The organism is Gilliamella sp. ESL0232 (assembly GCF_013346885.1).
Classification (GTDB): domain Bacteria; phylum Pseudomonadota; class Gammaproteobacteria; order Enterobacterales; family Orbaceae; genus Gilliamella; species Gilliamella bombi.
Map to the genome: position 1 here is coordinate 158,217 of NZ_JAAEDW010000004.1, position 21,588 is coordinate 179,804.

Sequence of the window (21,588 nt, forward strand, 5' to 3'; positions counted from 1 at the left end):
TTCGTTTTTCATTGATAACCACTGAATAACACAATAATATAACTAAAAATTTTGGTCATGCATCTGCTAACAAATACTTCGAGAATTTTATATACTTTAAGTGGGTTTTAAAGAATCTTGCAGAATATTGATTGGTGGAGCCAAGGGGGATCGAACCCCTGACCTCAACGCTGCCAGCGTTGCGCTCTCCCAGCTGAGCTATGGCCCCAAATAGAAAGGGATAAAACTGTGGCTAATAATATGCAACTAAACGATAAGTGTCAATTAGTTTGGTACTATTTGTTTGAAAAACAGTCTAATAAAACTCTGCCAATTAATGGCAGAGTTCACATAATTAACGCAATATTGAAGGTTGATCTGCACCTTCAGCTTCAATTTTTGGTGGCATAAAGTGTTCACGTTTTACGCCTAATTTGAGTGACATGTACGCAGCCACATAAATTGATGAGATTGTACCAAGCACAATACCAACGCCTAATGTTTCAGAGAAACCTTTTAACATTGAACCGCCAAAGATATACAAAATGATGACTACTGCAAGGGTTGTCCCTGACGTCATCAAAGTACGGTGCAATGTTTGTGTTAACGAGATGTTGATAACATCGTAAGGATCTGCTCGTCGAATCTTTCTGAAATTCTCACGAATTCGGTCGAAAACTACAATGGTATCATTGAGCGAATAACCAATTATTGATAACATTGCAGCAATGATAGTTAAATCTAGTTCTCGTTCAAATAACGATAGATAACCTGCGGTGATGATAACATCATGCGCTAAGGCAACAACGGCACCAGTACCAAATCGCCATTCAAAACGAAAGGCAATATAGATTAAAATACACACTAATGCGGCGCAGATTGCCAAAATACCATCTTGGGCAAGTTCAGAGCCTACTGTTGGTCCTACAAATTCAATACGTTTGATTTGAGCATCGGCATCAATATCTTTATGTATTAAATTGGAAATTTTTGTACCTAGTGCATTATCAATAGCAGATGACGTACTGCCATCTTCTTGTTTAGCTGAAGGTAATCGAATAATGATATCTTTACTGCTACCATAATATTGTACTATCGGCTCATGATAGCCAGCGTCGCGTAAACTGTTACGAAGGTCATCAAGGTTAACCACTTTTGTTACTGTGAGTTCTACTGTCGTACCGCCAGTGAAGTCTTGTCCTAGATTAAATCCTTTAACAAAAATAACCACAAACGATGCAACTACCAATAACATTGAAATAACAAAAGCAATAAAGCCAAATTTTAAAAAGTCGAGGACTCTGCGACCATGATTTAAATCTATAACATCATGATTTTCTTTTTTATTAATAACCACAATAAACCTCTAAATTGATAACTTATTAACACGGCGTCCGCCATAAATAAGATTGGCTAATGCGCGAGTACCAACAATCGATGTAAACATTGATGTTACAATACCGATGCCTAATGTAATGGCAAAGCCTTTAATTGAGCCTGTACCAACAGCATAAAGAATAACAGCTGTAATTAATGTTGTTAGGTTGGCGTCAAAAATACTGCTCCAAGCACCAGCATACCCTTCATTAATTGCATGCTGAACACTGCGTCCATTGCTAAGTTCTTCTTTTATTCTTTCATTAATCAGTACGTTGGCATCAACAGCCATGCCAACGGTTAACACAATACCCGCAATACCTGGCATGCTTAGCGTTGCCCCAGGAAGTAAAGACATTGCACCAACAATTAAAATTAAGTTAGCAACTAACGCAAGGCTAGCAAATACGCCAAACAGACGATACATCACTAACATAAAGATGACTGAAATCGCTAAACCCCATGCGCAAGATTCTAACCCTTGAGTTATATTTTCTTGCCCCATTGATGGTCCAACAGTGCGCTCTTCAATGATTTGAATCGGAGCAATTAAAGCTCCTGCACGTAATAATAATGATAAATTTTTAGCTTCATCAATATTACCAATACCCGTTACCTGAAAACGGTCACTGAAAATACCTTGAATCGTTGCTACATTGATAACACGCTCTTGTTTTTCAAGAATTGGTTTATCGTTTTCATCACGTTTACCAGTGTCTTTGTATTCAACAAACAATGTTGCCATCGCTTTATGAAGATTTTTTTGGGTAAAATCAAACATTCTTTTACCCCCCGAGCCATCAAGAGTAATTGCAACTTCGGGTTGGCCATATTGATTAGTACGATATGAAGAATCAGTTATATGATCCCCTGTTAATACAATACGCTTATAAAGTAGTACTGGGCGGCCGTTCTCCATATATTTAATTTCTGAGCCATAAGGAACACGCATATCACCCTTTAAGATAGCTGGCAAGTTAGGAGAGCTTTCTTCATTAACTTGTCTAAATTCAAGTGTTGCTGTTGCTCCCAAAATGCGTTTAGCTAATGCTGTGTCTTGTATACCAGGTAATTCAACAACTATACGATCTGCTCCTTGGCGTTGAACAATTGGTTCAGCTACACCCAACTGATTAACACGATTTCGTAAAATTGTAGTGTTTTGTTGTACAGCATCATTTTTTGCTTGTTGTAACCGTTGCTCACTGACATTAATTACAATAGTATTATCACTTTGAGAAACAACTTTGAAATCTTGTATACTGTTGATCTTAGTGATAGCTTTATTGCGATCTTCAGTATTATCAAATTGTATTAAAATTTGCTGATTACTATCTTTACTGATCGTTTTATAATTTAGTTTGCTATTAGTAAATTCGGCTTTTATGTTTTCAATGGATTGTTCAGTGAGTTTACTTAATGCGGTTGTCATATCGACTTCCATTAAAAAGTGAACACCACCGCGTAAATCGAGACCAAGCTTCATTGGTTCAGCACCTAACACCGTAAGCCAAGTTGGTGTTGCTGATGCTAAATTTAATGCAACGATATACTGCTCACCTAATGCTTCGGATATAATTTCTTTTGCTTTAAGCTGTGTATCGTTATCACCAAGACGAATTAAAATAGACTTATTTTCATAAACTATTGATTTTGGTTCGATATGATTATCAGTTAAAAGTTTTTTGATTTTATCTTGCGTAGCAACGTTAATTTCAGCAGTATCTGATCCTGAAATTTGTATAGCAGGATCTTCACCATAAATATTTGGAAGTGCATAAAGAAGGCCGAGGCAAATTACGACGACCAACATAATGTACTTCCACAAAGGATAACGGTTTAACACGACATATTCTCTTGTGGTATTAGGTAATTAATACAATGAACAATAATAGCGAATAAATACTATTTCTATTATAGTGATTTCATTGTCCCTTTTGGTAAGACTGATGTAATAAAGTCACGTTTGATCACAACTTCAGTCGTATCATTTAATTCTAACGCAATGTAACCATTTTCGTTAACTTTTGATACGCGACCAATAAGTCCACCGTTAGTTAATACTTCATCACCTTTTGAAATTGATGCCATTAAATCACGATGAGCTTTGGCACGTTTTTGCTGAGGTCGCATAATCATAAAGTAGAAAAATAGCCCAAAAACTACTAACATGATTAGTAAAAAATAAGGATTGCTTTCAGTGGCTTGCCCATCAGTAGCATAAGCATTAGAGATTAAAAAGTCCATATTGGTCCTCTTGATTAAAATAAATTTTAAAGGTCGGAATTATAACATAATAAATTAAGCTATTATTAACTATTTCTTGTCAAAAAGTTTCAGGTAACTATGCGTTCTAGTATAAAAACAAAGCATTCAATACTACCTAGGTTGATATAATTCCACCAATAAAACGATGTGGCAGATAAATGTTAATTAGGTTGCCAAATATTGCGCCATACTGACTAAATTAAATAGCCATTTAGGGTATATTCCACAAAGCATCGTCAATAAAGCACATAACACAATGATTAATTCACTTATTCTAATATCAGTCCATTTTAATTTAATTGAAGATTTGCTTGATATTAGATCATCACGACAAACAGGTCTTATATAAAGGTTTATAATTAAGCGAGCATAGAAGTAAAGACCTAATGCACTGCCAATAACAACGGCAGCGACTAACCACCATAATTCGGCGGTTACACCTAATAACACTAATAAAAATCGCCCAACAAATCCCGCAGTTAAGGGAGTTCCTGCTAAAGATAAAAGTCCAACTCCCATGGCTAATGCTAGGATTGGCCTTCGCCAAAATAGTCCTGATAGGTCAATTTCGTTTTCATGATCTTGAAGTTCATCAGAGTGTGAATCTAAACTGATCGCGCCTAAAATACAGATATTAGCTAAAATATAGCCAATTAGATAAACACCAATAGTTTCTAATGCTAATACTTGATATTGCACAGCTATTAAAGCCGTTAATAAATAACCAAAATGTGCTATTGATGAATAAGCTAATAGTCGCTTTAAACTACTTTGCATTAGCGCCAATAAGTTGCCCCACAAAATAGAGCAAAACGCCATAATAACTAAAATAATACGAATAGTTTCATTGTTAACAATAGGTGCCAATAAAAATAGTCTTGCTATAGCACAAAAAATTGCAACTTTTCCGACTGTTGATAATAATAAGGCGACTATTGTTGGTGCACCTTGATAAACATCTGGTAACCAAAGTTGAAATGGTACAAGAGATAATTTAAAACCAATGCCGACTAGCATTAAGCATACACCTATCAATAATAATAAACTTGGATAAGACATTGTTGAGAGTTGATAACTTAAACCACTAAAAGTAAGTTCTCCAGTAGTTGCATAATAAAAAGCAATCCCCATTAATAAAAACACGCTGGCGATAGCAGATAAAATCATGTATTTAACTGCTGCTTCCAACGAATGAGTCTGCGTATATTGATAACCAATTAATCCAACAAATGGAATAGATAACAGTTCGATCCCAATAAAAAATGCAATTAAATGGCTTGAGTAAACAAGTGTTACACCACCTAATGCCATGAAAAGTAAAATTAAATAAAATAATCCATGATGATTCTGTTCTTGTTTAAACCAGCGATAAGCAAAACATGCAACGGAAATAGATATCATTAAAATCAAACTGGTGTAAAGTAGCCCATAGCCATCACAAGTAAATAGAGCTGTGATATGGTGTGCTTTCCACTCATCTGTTGACTCGTCATCAATATTCGAATTATTCACAACATTAGAATTAATATCGATATTTTTATTGTCAATGCTATTATTTTCGGTATTACTATCAATATTTATAGTTTCATCTTCATTAGATGATTCGGTCGTTCCTGTAGACACCGTATCAATTGCAATAGTTTCTTCACTCGATCGGATTTGTTCTTTAGCTGGCTCTGAAATCGATGCTGATATTTGCATATTATCACTGCTGATATCAGTAATAGCTTGAGTACTAAAAGAAATTTTATATCCAACCATCACAGAGCAAATTAAAGCACAGGTTAATCCGCATACCGTTAAAATAGCACATCCTTTGGTACTTAGCTTAAAAGCAAATAGTAAAGATAAAAAAACGATGATGGCTAGGCTTAATACAAAAATGGGGGATAAAGCTATCATAGTTTATTACTCCCCTACCCGCTCTATGGTTATGTATTGCTGTGTTTGATTCACGACAGAATAAGACATATCTAAAACTACTTGAGGATATAAACCGATAAAAATAAGTACACTTAAAATACTTGATAATAATAAAAGATCTTTCTTACTAAGCCGGCATTTTGTTGCAGCTCCTTTATCAACTACACCATAAAAAATTGGCTGTATACGTACAATAAATGAAATGGACAGTAATAATAAACCAATTACTAGTAAAATTGTATAATAGGAAAAAGCATTATAACTACCAAGCAACATCATATAATTCCCAATAAAATTAGCCGTACCAGGAATGCCTAACACTGCCAATATAAAAAACAAAGTAAAAGAAGATAAATAAGGCACTCTTTCTTTAAGCCCAACAAATTGATTTATATTTCGCGTTGAATAACATTCAACTAATAATCCACTAATTATAAACATGCCGACGATTGCCAAATTGATGGCTATCATTTGAATAACCACACCTTGATAAGCAAGAACAGAACCACTATAGATTATTGCAGTTACAAATCCCATTAAAGCAATATGAATATAAGCTATTAGCTTTTTAATATCAGTTTGGTTAAAAGCAAGTAAAGCAGCATAAACAACCGTAAGTAGTGCAAATGCTAACATTAACGGCATAATAATGATTGATGCATTAGGAAATAATGGTATAACAAAACGCAATAAGCCAAATGCAGCTGTGTTAAGTAATAATCCACTAATCATCATTGAGCCAGTTGTTGAAGATTCAATATGGGCGTCAATAAACCAACCATGAAATGGAACAAATGGTATACGAACGATAAAAGCAGCTAAAAATCCTAGCATAATTAAAAATTCAGTATAACTTGAAATTGGCGTTTTGGTTAATTCTTGATAATCAAACGTCCAATGTCCTGTTAAATTCCAGTTAATCAAAGCTAATGAAACTATCGAAATTAGCATAAGTAAACTGCTCACTTGAGTATAAATCAGGAATTTACTTGCACCATTAAAACGCAATTGCGAACTTGAATCTCGTCGTCCCCATAAGGAGATTAAAAAATAGATGGGGATTGCTACAGCTTCCCAAAAGAAAAACATTAAAAATAAGTCAGTGATTACAAATAACATCATGATTGCCGATGTCATAAATAATAGACATAAGTAAAATAGACCAAGATTGTTTAAGCTTTCTTTACTAGAATAGATAATAGTCAATAATACAATAAATAAGGTTGAGGTAATAACAACCATAGATAAACCATCTAAGACAAGATGAAAACGAATTCCTAATAGAGGGATCCATTCTAGATTAACTTCTTTTACCCAATTTCCCCCTTGATTTAATATATTTATAGCATCTATCCATAATAATATCGACATCAATAATGTAAGAAAAATAGTAATAAAAGCTACAATTATTGGTAATTTTGACCAACGCATTTGTACATTGGCTGAAACAACGCCTCTTTGTAAACATACATGGCATAACCAACCAATAAATCCGCCTATTATAGGTAAAAAAACGAGCCATAATAACATGAATGATTACACCTTTATTAAATAAAAATCAGTAGCATTAATATGAAAATACTACCTATAACCATCGAAACCATATACCACCGAATTTGCCCATTTTCTAGATCAACGGTGAACGCGTTTACTTTTCTGATTCCCCTCATTATCCAATTATCCCAAAAAGCTAGTGGATCTTTTTTCAAAAAACGGGCTAAATAGACATAAGGTTTAACAAATAAAGTATGCAATAAATAATCATAATGCCAATCACTATTACATAAACGTAAAAGGAATTTAACCATTGGCGTATTTAGAATTTCTTGTACTTCGCTATTTGGATGAGCATATAAAATATAAGCAATCAAAAAACTCAATCCAGTTACAGCTACTAGAAGTAGTTGAAAAGGTAACTGCCCATTAGTATCTAACTCAGCTATCGGAATAATACCTTGAGTTGGTAATGGGAAGTAGATAAATAAAGCTGTAGTAAATATTAATAAGATGAAAATTGGTAAATAACTTAACCACTTGGTTTTAGTAAAATCATACTGTTTTTGTTTACGATAAAAAACCATTGAAATTAAGCGCCAAATACCTAAACTAGAAAGTAAAATACCAAACAAACCAATGGTTCCTAATATCAATTTATCTTGAGTCATTAAACCCAATATGATATCGCCTTTAATATAAAATGATGATGAAACCCAAGGCATAGCACTAAGTGATAGCATGATTAACAAAAATATCGCATATAACATCGGAAACGTTTTAAGTAAACCACCTAGTTTACTGATATCTCGTTCACCTTGACATTTCTTAATTAAAATAGATGAAGCTAAAATTAGCAATGTGCTTGTTACGACATAATTAATTAAGCAATTAAGAGATAAACTCCAACTTTTTGTTGAAAAAGCATAAAATAAATAGCTAATTTGCGTTAAATTAATATATGTAACAATTCGTTTAATATCATACTGCACTAATGCAATGGTGCTAGCAAATAATATAGTCAATGATGAAATCATTGCTATAATAGCAAGAACATCGCTCGACATCATAAACAAATCACTAAGTCTTAAAACTAAATATACACCAGCTAAAATTACTGTTGAAGATTGCAATAAAGCCATCGCAGGCATTGGAGCTAATGTTGTTTCAGCAAACCATGAATGCATAGGAAATAGTGCCGACTTGCCCATTGCCCCAAGGAATAGCATTAGAGTAATCCAAAATATGATATCAGAATCAACAGCCAAATTATCATGTGCTTGCGTCAAAACGTCACGGATATTTAATGTTTCTAGAGTTTGATACAGTAAAAATATACCAATAATTAGAAAAATATCAGTTAAATGCATAATCACAAATGCTCTAACTGCAGCATAACCATTACGAGGCTGTTTATAGTAAATACCAATGAGCAAGTATGCACTTATACTCAAACCTTCCCAACCCATTAGCATAACAAACAAATTATTGACCAATATTATAGTTAATATGCTAGCAATTAATAAATTACTGTAAGCATAAAAGGTGTAAATATCTTTTTTTGAAGTTAAATCACAAGCTGCAAAAAGATAGACCCAAAAACCAAAAAATGAAATCAACGCTAAAAAGGTTAATGATAATCCATCCAAGGTTAAGGAAATAGGTACTGAAAAGTCACCTACCGAAAACCAATTCCACAGTGGTCGAGTATAAACTAAGGTCATATCAGGTACTGTATTTGAACTAAAATCGATACAAGAAAATACAGTAATTAATGCTATTATCAGCATAGTAGTAATACCAATAATTATCACATTAATTGATCTGATATGTCTTCCCAAGCTCACCAATACTAAAAAAGAAAATAAGGGAACAATAATAGTTAAATAAAGTAAATTCATCCTTTCATTTCACTCAATGAGTCAATATTAAATGTTTTTCGACGGTAAAATAGTTTTATCATCAATGCAAGACCGACACAAACTTCGGCTAAGGCAGTTATTACTGCTAATATAGCAAGTACTTGCCCATCAGATTGTTGCCAATAGCTACTTGCTGCAAACAACGCAACTATAACCCCATTATTCATAATAATAAGGCTAAGTAATAAAAAATAGAAATGGCGTCGAATCATTATTCCTAACAAACCAATCACAAATAAAATAGAAGCAAGAATAAGACTATGTATGAGTGGAATCATATTATTTCTCCAACATAAGCCGATGCATAAAATGATAAGCAATCACAACTGCGCCCAATAGTAAAAACAGTGCCAATTCAGCTATCAAAATGTATGCATATTTAGACATTTCATGCATTAATTCATGAGACTCTTTCAGTTCTGAATAGTCAGTACTTACTACACTATAAATTAGGGCGACTAATAATACAAATGCTAAGACAAGTGGACCTAACCAGATTTTAGGACTAATTCCTTGCTTGTGGTTTTCAACATTATCATCTTTAATTTTCAAAATTGAAGCGACAAGTAAAAAAAGAGTTACCGATCCACCAATAAACAGTAAAATATATAAAATAGCTGAATAATATGTATTAAGTAGAATAAATATTAATGCTGAAGCAAAAAGTGAAATAACAAGATATAAAATTGCTTTATCAACACGTAAACTACTAATTACTTTTATACTAGCAACGACAGCAATAATCGACGCGATATAAAAAACAGCAATCATTAAATAATCCAATGTGTATTCATAATATAGCTAGTATATACCCAAATGATATCAAGATACAGTTTACCACTGTATTCATAAAAAATAATCCTGTTAAATAAGTTTTCTAATGAATATTTCTAATATCGAATAAACATTCGAAGTCTAATTTTTCATGATAGATATAATTAAAACAACTAAAACAAATAAAAACCATAAAATTTTATTATTTAAATTCAAAATCAAATTGTAATAAAGTATAACTTATGCACATTAATCAACATTATACCTATCCCATTAAATTGTCATTTTGATTCATACAGCTTAAAGGTGCTTAGGCATAATAAAATCGAAGACGAGAAAATCATGAATAACCAATACTCATCAATGAGAAGTAATGTCAATATGTTAGGTACTTTACTAGGGAACGCAATCAAACGAGCTACCGGTAATGAAACATTTGATTTAGTTGAAATGGTAAGACAATTATCAAAATCAGCTCAACAAGGAGATACTCAAGCTCATAATGAGTTACTTAAATTAATTGAAAACCTTAATGATGACGATTTATTACATGTTGCACGGGCATTCAATCAGTTTTTGAATTTGGTCAATACAGCCGCTGAGTATTATGGTATTTCACCCCATGGGGAAGCTTCTAGTAGTCCTAAAAAAATGACCGAATTATTTAGCACACTAAAAAACCTTAATTTCTCAAATCAAACTATTACAAAAGCAATTAATGATTTGTCAATTGAATTAGTGTTAACCGCACATCCGACCGAAATTAATCGCCGAACGATGATTAATACTTATACTGCTATAAATAACTGTCTATCACAACTGGACCATGATGATTTAGCTGACTACGAAATTGAGCGTATTATGCGACGTTTGAAGCAGTTAGTTTGTCAGGCTTGGTATACTGACGAAATACGTAAAAAACGACCTACTCCAATTGATGAAGCAAAATGGGGATTCTCAGTCATTGAAGATAGTCTATGGAATGGGGTACCTCTATTCTTACGTGAACTTAATGATCAGTTAGTTGATGCGTTTGATGAACAATTATCCGTTGATAATGTCCCTATTAAATTTACCTCATGGATGGGGGGTGATCGTGATGGTAACCCAAATGTCACAGCAAAAGTAACTGAAAAAGTCATGTTACAAGCCAGATTAAAGGCAATTGAGTTATTTTTAGCAGATATTCAAATACTTGTTCGTGAACTTTCAATGACGGAATGCAGTAATTCGGTCATTGAACTGTTAGATGAAAAAAACAAAAACGTTTCAGAGCCATATCGAGCTGTAATGAAGCAGTTACGAACACGTTTAATCAAAACTCACAACTATATTGAAGCTTTATTGAATAATGAACCTATATTAGCGCCTTGCGATATTTTGATTAAAAATGAGCAGTTGTGGAATCCGCTTTATGTATGTTATGAATCGTTAATTGACAATGGAATGTCAACAATTGCTCATGGACCATTGTTAGATACACTGCGTCGTATAAAAAGCTTTGGGTTACAATTAGTCAGATTAGATATCCGTCAAGACAGTTCAGTACATACAGAAGCGCTCGACGCATTAACCAAAGAACTTAACTTAGGTAGCTATGCTCAATGGTCTGAAGAAGAAAAACAAGCATTTTTATTAACAGAGTTAAAATCAAATCGACCGTTATTACCTTACAGTTGGCAACCAGATCAAATGGTTCAAGAAGTATTAGACACTTGTCGTGTAATAAAAAAAGCGGGCGAAGAATCAATTGCTTCTTATGTAATTTCAATGGCTAAAGCACCTTCTGATATTTTAGCGGTTTATCTATTATTAAAAATCGTTGACTGCCAAAAATTCATTCCCATAGTACCGTTATTTGAAACTCTAGAAGACTTAAATAATGCTAAATCAGTCATGCAAAAACTATTGGATATCCCTTGGTATTACAATAAAATTCAAGGTAAACAGATGGTAATGATAGGTTATTCTGATTCGGCTAAAGATGCTGGCACTCTTGCCGCGTCTTGGGCACAATATCGGTCACAAGAGGAATTAGTTAACTTATTTGAAAAATATAATATTAATTTGGTGTTATTCCATGGACGAGGAGGATCAATTGGTCGAGGGGGCGCACCAGCTCATGCCGCACTACTTTCGCAACCACCAGGATCATTAAAAGGAGGACTTAGAGTTACTGAACAAGGAGAAATGATCCGCTTTAAACTCGGCCTGCCAGAGGTTGCTCTCAGTAGTCTTATGCTTTATACCTCAGCTATTTTACAAGCCAACTTATTACCACCTCCAGAACCTAAACAGGAATGGCGCAGTATCATGGACGAAATGTCAGAAATTTCATGTAATTGTTATCGTAGTTATGTACGAGAACGTTCTGAATTTATTGATTATTTTAGAGCAGTAACACCAGAGGTTGAATTAGCCAGATTACCACTAGGCTCAAGGCCACAAAAGCGCCGAATAGGTGGAGGGATTGAAAGTTTACGAGCTATTCCTTGGATTTTTGCTTGGACACAAAACCGTTTAATGGTGCCATCTTGGCTCGGTGCAGGTAGTGCACTAAGAGCTATTATTGGAGAAGGCAGACAAAACATTCTTAAAGAGATGTACCACAATTGGCCTTTCTTTAATGCCCGATTAGGTATGCTTGAAATGGTTTACGCAAAATCTGCGCCAAATATTCACCAATATTACGAACAACGTTTAGTCGATCCTGCATTATGGCCATTAGGTGAAGAATTAAGAAATTTGCTAACCCAAGATATCAATACAGTATTAACTATTACTGATGATATTAGCCTAATGGCTGATTTACCTTGGATAGCGCAGTCGGTGGCCTTACGTAATACTTATATTGAGCCATTAAACTTGTTACAAGTAGAGTTACTGAGTCGTTCACGAAAAAACAACGATAATGATAATAATAATGAAAACATCATAGTTGAACAAGGGCTAATGATCACCATCTCAGGAATCGCAGCGGGTATGAGAAACTCTGGATAAATTAAAAAAGGCTAATGCCTTTTTTAATTTTCTGGTAATAATTGTTCTAAATAAGCTTTAGCGTCTTGATCTCCTTGCTCACTAGCTTTAGTAAACCAATAAATAGCACGCTCTTGATCTTTATCCGTACCTTCACCTTCTAGATATTTAACACCTAAATTATATTGAGCATCAACACTGCCCTGCTCTGCAGCTTTTAGATACCATTCAACGGCTTTTTCCTCGTCTTTAGGCACTCCTCCACCTACATCATACATCACACCAATATTATATTGAGCATCAGCGTTACCAGCTTCAGCGGCTTTAGTGAACCAATATGCCGCTTGCGTATTGTCCGGTTTAGTTCCTGTACCTGTTACATACATAATTGCTAAATTGTACATCGCTAATACATGGCCATGCTCTGCCGCTTGTGTATAAAAATAGCTAGCTGCCACATAATCTTGGGTTAAACCATCGCCATTTTCAGACATTAATCCCAAATAATATTGCGCTTCTGGAATATTATCTTTAGCTGCTTTACTAAACCAATCAGCAGCCGTCATGCGATCTTCTTTTACACCATCACCAAAAAAATACATAATACCAAGATTTAGATAAGCGTCATAAATACCTTCATTACCAGCCTGTGTAAAATAATCAATCGCAGTCAGTATGTTTTTTTCTACTCCATTGCCTTCTTTGTACATTAAAGCTAAATTATATTTAGCTAATGCATAATTTTGATCTGCCGCTAATTTAAAATATTTAAATGCTTCATTTAAATCAGGTTTAGTACCTAAACCACTTTGGTACATAAATGCTAAATTATTTTGTGCTTTGGCAAGCCCTTGTTCAGCCGCTTTTTTATACCAGAAAAAAGCTCGAACATCACTAACCTCGACACCTAATCCTTGTTTATAAATATTTCCTAATGAGTACTGAGCTTCTGAGTTCCCTTTTTCTGCAGACAAACGTAAAGAAGGGAGCAATGAATCTGACGCTTTAAGCTTTAGTTGAGTATCATCTGATTGCGTCTTATAATTTGTAGCCATTGCACTATAAGAAATAGATAACAATAGTACTAACAATATTTGAATTTTTTTCATATTTTTTAATTATTATAGCAATTTTAATAATTATACATAAATGCAATATAAGGGAATAGTTTTTGTTTAATTCTTATTTGGGCTATTTTATTTATACAATTAATATTGATTAAAGATAATTCTATAAACCTAACTCATCCCAAATTTCGTCAATATGGGCAATGACTTTTGGATCTTTCTTAATTATCTTTCCCCATTCACGATTTGTTTCACCTGTCCATTTATTGGTAGCATCTAAACCCATTTTAGAGCCTAATCCTGATACAGGTGAAGCAAAGTCCAAATAATCGATCGGTGTATTATCAATAAAAGTCGTATCCCGATGAGGATCCATACGTGTCGAAATAGCCCACATTACATCTTTCCAGTCACGTGCATTAATATCATCATCACAGACAATTACAAATTTGGTATACATAAATTGCCTTAAATACGACCAAACTCCCATCATAACTCGTTTAGCATGACCTGGATATTGCTTTTTAATAGTAACAATCGCAATACGGTATGAACATCCTTCTGGCGGTAAATAAAAATCAACAATTTCAGGAAACTGCTTTTGTAAAATTGGAATAAAAACTTCATTCAAAGCAAGTCCCATGATTGCGGGTTCATCTGGTGGTCTACCTGTATAAGTTGAGTGATAAATCGCATCTTTCCGGCGAGTTAAGTGCGTTACGGTAAATACGGAAAATTGCTCAACTTCATTATAATAACCTGTGTGATCACCATACGGACCTTCTGATGCTAACTCATTAGGATCAATATAACCTTCAAGAATTATCTCTGCACTAGCTGGAACTTCTAAATCATTCGATAACGATTTGACTACCTCTGTTCGGCTACCACGTAATAATCCAGAAAAAGCATATTCAGGTAGAGTATCTGGCACTGGTGTCACTGCACCTAAAATGGTGGCTGGATCAGCTCCAATAGCAATACTAACTGGAAATCTTTCGTTTGGGTGTGCTTGTTGCCATTCGGCAAAATCAAGTGCACCACCACGATGTGACAGCCAACGCATGATCAATTTATTTTTTCCTAAAAGTTGCAAGCGATAAATGCCCACATTTTGTCGATCTTTATAAGGACCTTTAGTAATAGTCAGTCCCCAAGATAACAGAGGTGCTACATCTTCGGGCCAGCAATGCATAATAGGTAAACGAGTCAAATCCACCTCATCATCCTTAAAAATCACCTCTTGGCATGGTGCTGAAGAACGATGTTTGACTGGCATATTTAGTACTTGTTTATACTTAGGTAACACATTAAAAAATTGCCGTATGCCCTTAGGCGGTTCGGGTTCACGTAAAAATGCCAATAACTCACCAATTTCACGCAAAGCTGAAGTATCTTCACGCCCCATTCCCATTGCAACACGTTTAGCGGTGCCAAACAAATTACATAAAACAGGCATATCATAACCAATCGGATTTTCGAATAATAAAGCAGGGCCTCCATTACGTAAAACACGATCAGCAATTTCGGTCATTTCGAGATAAGGATTAACAGGAAAAGTAATTTTTTTTAATTCACCTTGTTGTTCAAGATAATCTAAAAAATCTCTAAAATTTGAAAAATTCATTTATTACTACTCCCTGTTACTTAATAGTCTTGAGTTAACCAAATCCTAAAATCATTTTTAATACTTAATACTAATGTAGCTTTGATATTTAACTAATCTGCATCAAAGTTTTCACTATATATAGGTACTTGTTTATTTTGATTACACTCAACAATTTTAGGTAATAAGGCATCAAATTGTTTTTTATCGATTTCAATAAATTTATCTTGATCAACTTGATAAAATAAAAATTGTTCAGATTGATCATCAAATAGAAACGAGGCTATCCAGTCATTTCGATCATCACTATTTTCATTAGCAAATATCTGAATAACACTATTTTCACGTTTTTCAGGTTGATCATGTAATTTATAATCAATTATCTTCTCTGATATTTTAACGTCATACTCATCGAAAATAGTATAATCATTTTGATTAGGTTGGCACTTTTTTATATTTATATCGGCATTACAAGTTGGTACAAAAAAACATAAGCAGGACAACGCAACGGCATATAGGCTTAATTTCATTTTCAAACCTCTTAATTAGATTTAATCAAATTGTGAATATTACCAATAGCTTCACTGTTATTTGGAGATAAAGTAAGATTGATTGCTTCATCAATTGTTAACCATTGATAATCTAAATGCTCAGTAAGTACTGGTATTATCTCATTAATAATAGGCAGATAAAACCAATGTTCTTTATTTAGCTTAACTTCTGGTGCATATTTATGTCTAAATTGCGGGAAAATCTCAAATTCAACGGAATACTTTGCATCAATTAACTCAAGATTTTGCCCTATAATATCAATGCCTGTTTCTTCAAAAACCTCACGAATTGCTGTTTCTCGTGGTAGCTCATTATTTTCCATACTACCTGTTACTGATTGCCAAAAACAAGGGTCGTCTTGGCGCTGTAACATAAGGCAACGGTTTGTTGTCTGGCAGAAAATCACCACCAGAACAGATTCAGGTTTTTTGAATTTTCGCATCAAATATCACTATCTTTTACTTACTTCAATACCAAGTTCAGTCAATGCTGCAATATTGGCTGGGCTTGGAGCATCAGTAAGTAAACAAGTTGCTGCTGTAGTTTTAGGAAACGCTATCACATCGCGAATATTATCCGTTCCAGTTAATAACATACTTAATCGATCTAATCCAAATGCCAATCCTGCATGAGGAGGTGTACCATATTTTAATGCATCAAGTAAAAAGCCAAATTTCTCACGTTGATCATGTTCATTAATACCTAAAATTGAAAAGACGGCTTGTTGCATTTCGCTACGGTGAATACGAACTGATCCACCACCAACCTCATAACCATTGATTACCATATCATAAGCATTTGCAACAGCATTTTCAGGATTATTCAGAAGTTCTTCTGGTGTATAATCTTTTGGTGACGTAAATGGATGATGCATAGCACTTAAACCTTCATCTGTTTCTTCAAACATCGGGAAATCAATAACCCAAAGTACCGCCCATTTACTTTCATCGGTTAAACCTAAATCTTTACCAACTTTTAAACGTAATGCCCCTAACGCATCACTCACTACTTTATAGCTATCGGCACCAAATAATAAAATATCACCATCTTTAGCATTGGCACGATTAAGCAGTGCTTCCATTTGCAATTCATTAAAGAATTTAGCAACTGGGCTTTGTACACCTTCTAACCCTTTGCAACGTTCATTAACTTTAATCCAAGCCATACCTTTTGCGCCGTAAACTGAAATGAATTGCGTATATTCATCAAGTTGTTTACGTGTTAATTGTGCACCGTTTGGAATACAAAGCAATGCAACGCGTCCTTTCGGATCGTTAGCTGGTGTTGAAAACACTTTAAAATCAACATCTTTAACCAAATCAGCCACATCAATAATTTCAAGCGGATTACGCAGATCAGGCTTATCACTTCCAAAGCGACGCATCGCTTCAGCAAAAGTCATAATAGGAAACTTACCTAAATCCACATTTTTAACATGTAACCAAAGCTCACGAATCATCTTCTCCATAACATCACGCACTTGCTCTGCTGTCATAAATGAAGTTTCAACATCGATTTGCGTAAACTCAGGTTGACGATCGGCTCTTAAATCTTCATCACGAAAACATTTTACAATTTGATAATAACGGTCGAATCCTGACATCATTAGCAATTGTTTAAATAATTGTGGCGATTGTGGCAGCGCATAAAACTCACCTTTATGGATTCGACTTGGAACCAAGTAATCTCTTGCGCCCTCTGGAGTTGCTTTGGTTAACATTGGCGTTTCGATATCTAAAAAACCATGTTCGTTCATAAACGAACGAACAAATGCGGTAATTTTAGCTCGCGTTTTAAAGATCGTTGCCATTTCAGGGCGACGCAAGTCAATATAACGATATTTTAGACGTTGCTCTTCACTGTTGTTTTGATTGAAATCAAGAGGCAATACATCGCTACGGTTAAATATTTTCAATTCAGTTGCCAAAATTTCAACCTCTCCGGTTGCCATATCTTTATTGATTTGACCTTCCGGACGAGCTCTTACTTTGCCTTTAATTTGGATACAAAATTCATTACGAAGTTCACCAGCAAGTTGATATGCTTGTTGATAATCAGGATCAAAAAAAACTTGTACAATACCTTCACGATCACGCATATCGATAAAAATCATACCGCCTAAGTCTCGGCGTTTATTGACCCAACCACATAATGTTACTTCTTGATTAATATAACTTGCATTGAGTTGTCCGCAATAAATTGTTCTCATTAAAATATCCTGTGTACTATTAGCAATAATGATAATTATTATAGAGCAATTTATCAGGGTATAAAGACCATGATTTAAAATAATTTTCATTTAATTTATTTATAGTTAGTTTTTAATAATAAATTTACTTTATAAAAGTTTTTATAAAATAAATTAAATTCAAAAAGATACCAATTAGATCTTAATTTTATAAAAAACATATTCAAATTACTTATTGAAAATAACTTGTCATATCAAATATTTATTAATAAGCTTTAATATTATTTAATAGCCTATTTACTTGATATGAAAGCGTTAATTTCAATTGATTATACAAATGATTTTGTTGCTGATAATGGAGCTTTAACTACAGGCCTAGCTGGTCAAAAAATTGAAGCGGAAATGCTAAACGTAGCAGAATCATTTATAAAAAATAATAATTTTGTCGTTTTTGCTATCGATTCTCATGACCCTTCTGATAGATTTCACCCTGAATATTCTCTTTTTCCGCCTCATAATATAATTGGTACTTTAGGACAACAATTATTTGGTAGTTTAGATAACCTTTATCAAAAATATAAAAATACTAATCATATCTATTGGATAAATAAGCGCCACTATTCAGCTTTTTGTGGGACAGATCTTGATTTACGATTACGCGAAAGATGCATCAGTGAAATCCATTTGACAGGAGTTTGTACTGATATTTGCATATTGCACACAGCAGTAGATGCCTATAATTTAGGGTATAAAATATTTATTCATAAAAAGGCAGTAGCCAGCTTTGATCCAATCGGTCATCAATGGGCTTTAAATCATTTTAAAAATACATTAGGGGCAACGATACTTTAAAAATATTTTAAATAAATTAAGGAGTAATAATGAAAGTTTTACGAGATTATAAAGTGCATTTACTTGCACTAGTCGTTGTTTTGGCATGTGAGTTTATCGGTAAGCAGTCTATTTGGATTATCGCTGTGTATCCGATGTTATACGCCATGATCATCGGTGGAGTAATAAGTGTTCCCAAATTAAAAATATTAAAACTAAAAAATATGAATAATGCCAGCGCCATCATGATTGTAACTTTGATGTTACTTATTGCCAAGCTTGGCGTTTCTGTCGGTCCTAAGATTGATATGATTCTAAAAGATGCTAAGTTAGCATTAATTTTTCAGGAATTAGGTCATTTTGCTGGTACGATTTTATTGGGTTTGCCACTAGCAATGATATTAGGCATGAAACGTGAAGCTGTAGGTGCAACTTATTCTGTTGCTCGCGAACCGAATATAGCAATTGTTGCAGATAAATATGGATTGGACTCCGCTGAAGGTCGAGGCGTTATGGCGATGTATGTTTGTGGCACACTTTATGGTGCTATTTGGATGAGTATACTAGCAAGCGTGATGGCAAAACTAGATATTCTCCATCCTTATGCTTTAGCCATGGGAGCTGGGGTTGGAAGTGGTAGTATGATGGCGGCATCACTTGCTCCAATAAGTGACCTTTATCCAGAAATGGCTAGTGAAATCAAAGCCTATGCAACAACAGCAAACTTAATGTCGAGTGTTGTTGGTATTTATATTTATACATTATTTTCACTACCGTTTGCCTCTTTCTTATATAACATCTTTTCCCGTTTACGACGTAATAAAGAAGGAGCGCTATAATGAAAAGTTTAGAAACAATATTTTTACTGATCTTAGTTGCCATTATTATGGCTGCTGGTAATACAGTAGGTTACAAAATTGATTTTATGCTGTCATTAGAAGCGTTATCAATTTTAGTTGTTATATCAATTGTTGGTTATTTTGTTGGCAAAATTCCAGTATTAAACAAATTTCCAGTTATTTTATGGGTATCAGTTGTAGCCGCAGTGGCTTCATCACCTATTTTCCCTTTTCATGAACAAGTTGTTTCACTTACTGACAAGGTTTCTTTATTGGCGGTTTGTACCCCAGTGCTTGCTTATGCTGGATTGGCTATTGGTAAAGATTTAGCATTATTTAAAAGTATCTCATGGCGAATTATTCCTGTTTCATTAGCGGTATTTTCAGGCACTTTTATTTTGGCAGCAATCATTGCTCAAATCACCTTGCATTGGGAAGGTGTTATCTAATTTGCACTAGGATTTAATTTATGACAAAAGAAGAACTTAAAAAAAAGGTTTGTAGTGCAATTGCAAACCGTAAAGCCGATATTAAGGCGATTGCTGAATCAATTTGGGTAGAACCTGAACTTGGTTATAAAGAACACAAAACAGCTCAAAAAGTTGAGCAAACTTTTGAAAAACTAGGTATTCCATTTAAAAATAAATTAGCAATAACAGGAGTAAAAGGTCGCCTAAAAGGAGGAAAAGGTAGTAAATATAGTATTGCCGTTATCGGCGAGCTTGATGCTATTATTTGTGCAGATCACCCTGCTGCTGACGAAACATCTGGTGCTGCGCACTGCTGTGGACATAATGCTCAAATTGCAAATATGATGGCAGTAACGATGGGATTAATTGATTCAGGGGCTATGCAATTTTTAGCTGGCGATGTCGTACCATTTGCTGTTCCAGCTGAAGAATATGTTGAAATCACTTATCGAAATCGCTTAATAGAAGAAGGTAAAATCAAATATATTGGTGGCAAACCAGAGTTAATTTCACGTGGCGAGTTTGACGATATTGATATGGCATTACAAATACATTTAACTAGTGTACCTAATGAACGTCAAAATGGTTTTATCGAAATATCAACAACTAGCAATGGTTTTATCGGTAAATTAATTAAATACAAAGGCGAAGCATCACACGCGGCTGCTGCACCACACGCAGGTGTCAACGCCTTAAATGCCGCAATGATGGGAATGATGGGGGTGCATGCTATTCGTGAAACATTTCAAGAAAAAGACTACATTAGATTCCATCCAATTATTACCCAAGGTGGTGATTTAGTTAATGTAGTTCCAAGCGATGTCAGAATAGAAAGCTATGTGCGCGCAGGCAATGTGCCTGCCATGATTGATGCCAATGAACGAATAAATCAAGCATTAAAAGCTGGAGCAATGGCTGTTGGGGCAACGTGTGAAATTAAAGATCTACCAGGTTATTTGCCTTTGCAAAACAATCCAACACTTAATGACTTTTTACAAAGTAATGCACAAGATCTAATTGGTGCTGATAATGTTTGGATTGCGCCTCATATGACAGGTAGTACGGATACTGGAGATTTATCTCACATTATGCCTGTTAGCCACCCATGGATTGGTTCAGTTCGAGGTGTTTTACATGGTAAAGATTATACGGTATTTGATGAAGAAATGGCTTACATCCGTCCTGCACAAATGATGGCATGTACAATTATTGATTTACTTTATGATGATGCCAAACCTGCACAGAAACTGATGTCAGAATATAAACCACTAATGACCAAAGAGGAATATTTAACCTTTCTATCTGGCTTTGACAAATAA

The 21,588-nt window shown here is 34.3% G+C and carries 18 protein-coding genes and 1 tRNA gene; 5 read left to right on the forward strand and 14 right to left on the reverse strand.

Annotated elements, in window-relative coordinates:
* Window positions 1-132: 132 nt before the first annotated feature.
* From GYW75_RS06130 to GYW75_RS06170, 9 genes are all read right to left on the reverse strand, one after another.
* Window positions 133-208: transfer RNA gene (locus tag GYW75_RS06130), tRNA-Ala, on the reverse strand.
* Window positions 209-334: 126 nt separating this feature from the next.
* Window positions 335-1,330 carry a protein translocase subunit SecF gene (gene secF / locus GYW75_RS06135; protein ID WP_174798820.1) on the reverse strand — a complete coding sequence of 332 codons (996 nt, stop codon included), beginning with the start codon at window positions 1,328-1,330 and terminating at the stop codon, window positions 335-337.
* A gap of 15 nt (window positions 1,331-1,345) precedes the next feature.
* On the reverse strand, window positions 1,346-3,202 hold the full coding sequence (secD, locus tag GYW75_RS06140) for a protein translocase subunit SecD (protein ID WP_174798783.1): 1,857 nt from the start codon (window positions 3,200-3,202) through the stop codon (window positions 1,346-1,348).
* A 68-nt stretch (window positions 3,203-3,270) separates the two neighbouring features.
* The gene (gene yajC, locus GYW75_RS06145; protein ID WP_085165105.1) at window positions 3,271-3,603 is read right to left on the reverse strand and encodes a preprotein translocase subunit YajC; all 333 of its coding nucleotides are present in this window, start codon (window positions 3,601-3,603) and stop codon (window positions 3,271-3,273) included.
* Between the two features lie 186 nt (window positions 3,604-3,789).
* Window positions 3,790-5,526, reverse strand: coding sequence for an NADH-quinone oxidoreductase subunit N (locus GYW75_RS06150; protein WP_174798784.1), 1,737 nt, complete (start codon window positions 5,524-5,526; stop codon window positions 3,790-3,792).
* Window positions 5,527-5,532: 6 nt separating this feature from the next.
* A complete protein-coding gene (locus tag GYW75_RS06155) occupies window positions 5,533-7,077 on the reverse strand; it encodes a complex I subunit 4 family protein (RefSeq protein ID WP_174798785.1) in 1,545 nt (514 codons plus the stop codon).
* Between the two features lie 17 nt (window positions 7,078-7,094).
* Window positions 7,095-8,831 carry an NADH-quinone oxidoreductase subunit 5 family protein gene (locus tag GYW75_RS06160; protein ID WP_174798786.1) on the reverse strand — a complete coding sequence of 579 codons (1,737 nt, stop codon included), beginning with the start codon at window positions 8,829-8,831 and terminating at the stop codon, window positions 7,095-7,097.
* Between the two features lie 107 nt (window positions 8,832-8,938).
* The gene (gene nuoK, locus GYW75_RS06165; RefSeq protein ID WP_034912410.1) at window positions 8,939-9,241 is read right to left on the reverse strand and encodes an NADH-quinone oxidoreductase subunit NuoK; all 303 of its coding nucleotides are present in this window, start codon (window positions 9,239-9,241) and stop codon (window positions 8,939-8,941) included.
* A 1-nt stretch (window position 9,242) separates the two neighbouring features.
* A complete protein-coding gene (locus tag GYW75_RS06170) occupies window positions 9,243-9,734 on the reverse strand; it encodes an NADH-quinone oxidoreductase subunit J family protein (protein WP_034912407.1) in 492 nt (163 codons plus the stop codon).
* Between the two features lie 345 nt (window positions 9,735-10,079).
* Here GYW75_RS06170 and ppc point away from each other — a divergent pair, with 345 nt between their 5' ends.
* Window positions 10,080-12,737 (forward strand): phosphoenolpyruvate carboxylase, encoded by a 2,658-nt coding sequence (ppc, locus tag GYW75_RS06175; protein ID WP_174798787.1) that lies wholly within the window; start codon window positions 10,080-10,082, stop codon window positions 12,735-12,737.
* Window positions 12,738-12,760: 23 nt separating this feature from the next.
* On the opposite strand, the gene GYW75_RS06180 is transcribed toward ppc, so the two are convergent.
* The 5 genes from GYW75_RS06180 to aspS all read right to left on the reverse strand — a co-directional run bounded on the left by GYW75_RS06180 (window position 12,761) and on the right by aspS (window position 18,150).
* A complete protein-coding gene (locus tag GYW75_RS06180; RefSeq protein WP_174798788.1) occupies window positions 12,761-13,825 on the reverse strand; it encodes an SEL1-like repeat protein in 1,065 nt (354 codons plus the stop codon).
* A 121-nt stretch (window positions 13,826-13,946) separates the two neighbouring features.
* A complete protein-coding gene (gene ubiD, locus GYW75_RS06185) occupies window positions 13,947-15,410 on the reverse strand; it encodes a 4-hydroxy-3-polyprenylbenzoate decarboxylase (protein ID WP_085165137.1) in 1,464 nt (487 codons plus the stop codon).
* A 92-nt stretch (window positions 15,411-15,502) separates the two neighbouring features.
* A complete protein-coding gene (locus GYW75_RS06190; RefSeq protein WP_174798789.1) occupies window positions 15,503-15,919 on the reverse strand; it encodes a hypothetical protein in 417 nt (138 codons plus the stop codon).
* Window positions 15,920-15,930: 11 nt separating this feature from the next.
* Window positions 15,931-16,383, reverse strand: coding sequence for a dihydroneopterin triphosphate diphosphatase (gene nudB / locus GYW75_RS06195; protein WP_174798790.1), 453 nt, complete (start codon window positions 16,381-16,383; stop codon window positions 15,931-15,933).
* A gap of 9 nt (window positions 16,384-16,392) precedes the next feature.
* Window positions 16,393-18,150, reverse strand: coding sequence for an aspartate--tRNA ligase (gene aspS / locus GYW75_RS06200; RefSeq protein ID WP_174798791.1), 1,758 nt, complete (start codon window positions 18,148-18,150; stop codon window positions 16,393-16,395).
* 285 nt (window positions 18,151-18,435) lie between these two features.
* Between aspS and GYW75_RS06205 the strand changes: the two genes are divergently transcribed.
* Genes GYW75_RS06205 through GYW75_RS06220 form a run of 4 tightly spaced genes read left to right on the forward strand, consistent with a single transcriptional unit; the run spans window position 18,436 to window position 21,588 of the window.
* On the forward strand, window positions 18,436-18,981 hold the full coding sequence (locus GYW75_RS06205; RefSeq protein ID WP_174798792.1) for a cysteine hydrolase family protein: 546 nt from the start codon (window positions 18,436-18,438) through the stop codon (window positions 18,979-18,981).
* Between the two features lie 29 nt (window positions 18,982-19,010).
* Window positions 19,011-19,799 carry a DUF3100 domain-containing protein gene (locus GYW75_RS06210; RefSeq protein ID WP_174798793.1) on the forward strand — a complete coding sequence of 263 codons (789 nt, stop codon included), beginning with the start codon at window positions 19,011-19,013 and terminating at the stop codon, window positions 19,797-19,799.
* Window positions 19,799-20,248 (forward strand): hypothetical protein, encoded by a 450-nt coding sequence (locus tag GYW75_RS06215; RefSeq protein ID WP_065560819.1) that lies wholly within the window; start codon window positions 19,799-19,801, stop codon window positions 20,246-20,248. Before GYW75_RS06210 ends, GYW75_RS06215 begins: the two co-directional genes overlap by 1 nt.
* 20 nt (window positions 20,249-20,268) lie before the next feature.
* On the forward strand, window positions 20,269-21,588 hold the full coding sequence (locus GYW75_RS06220; protein WP_174798794.1) for an amidohydrolase: 1,320 nt from the start codon (window positions 20,269-20,271) through the stop codon (window positions 21,586-21,588).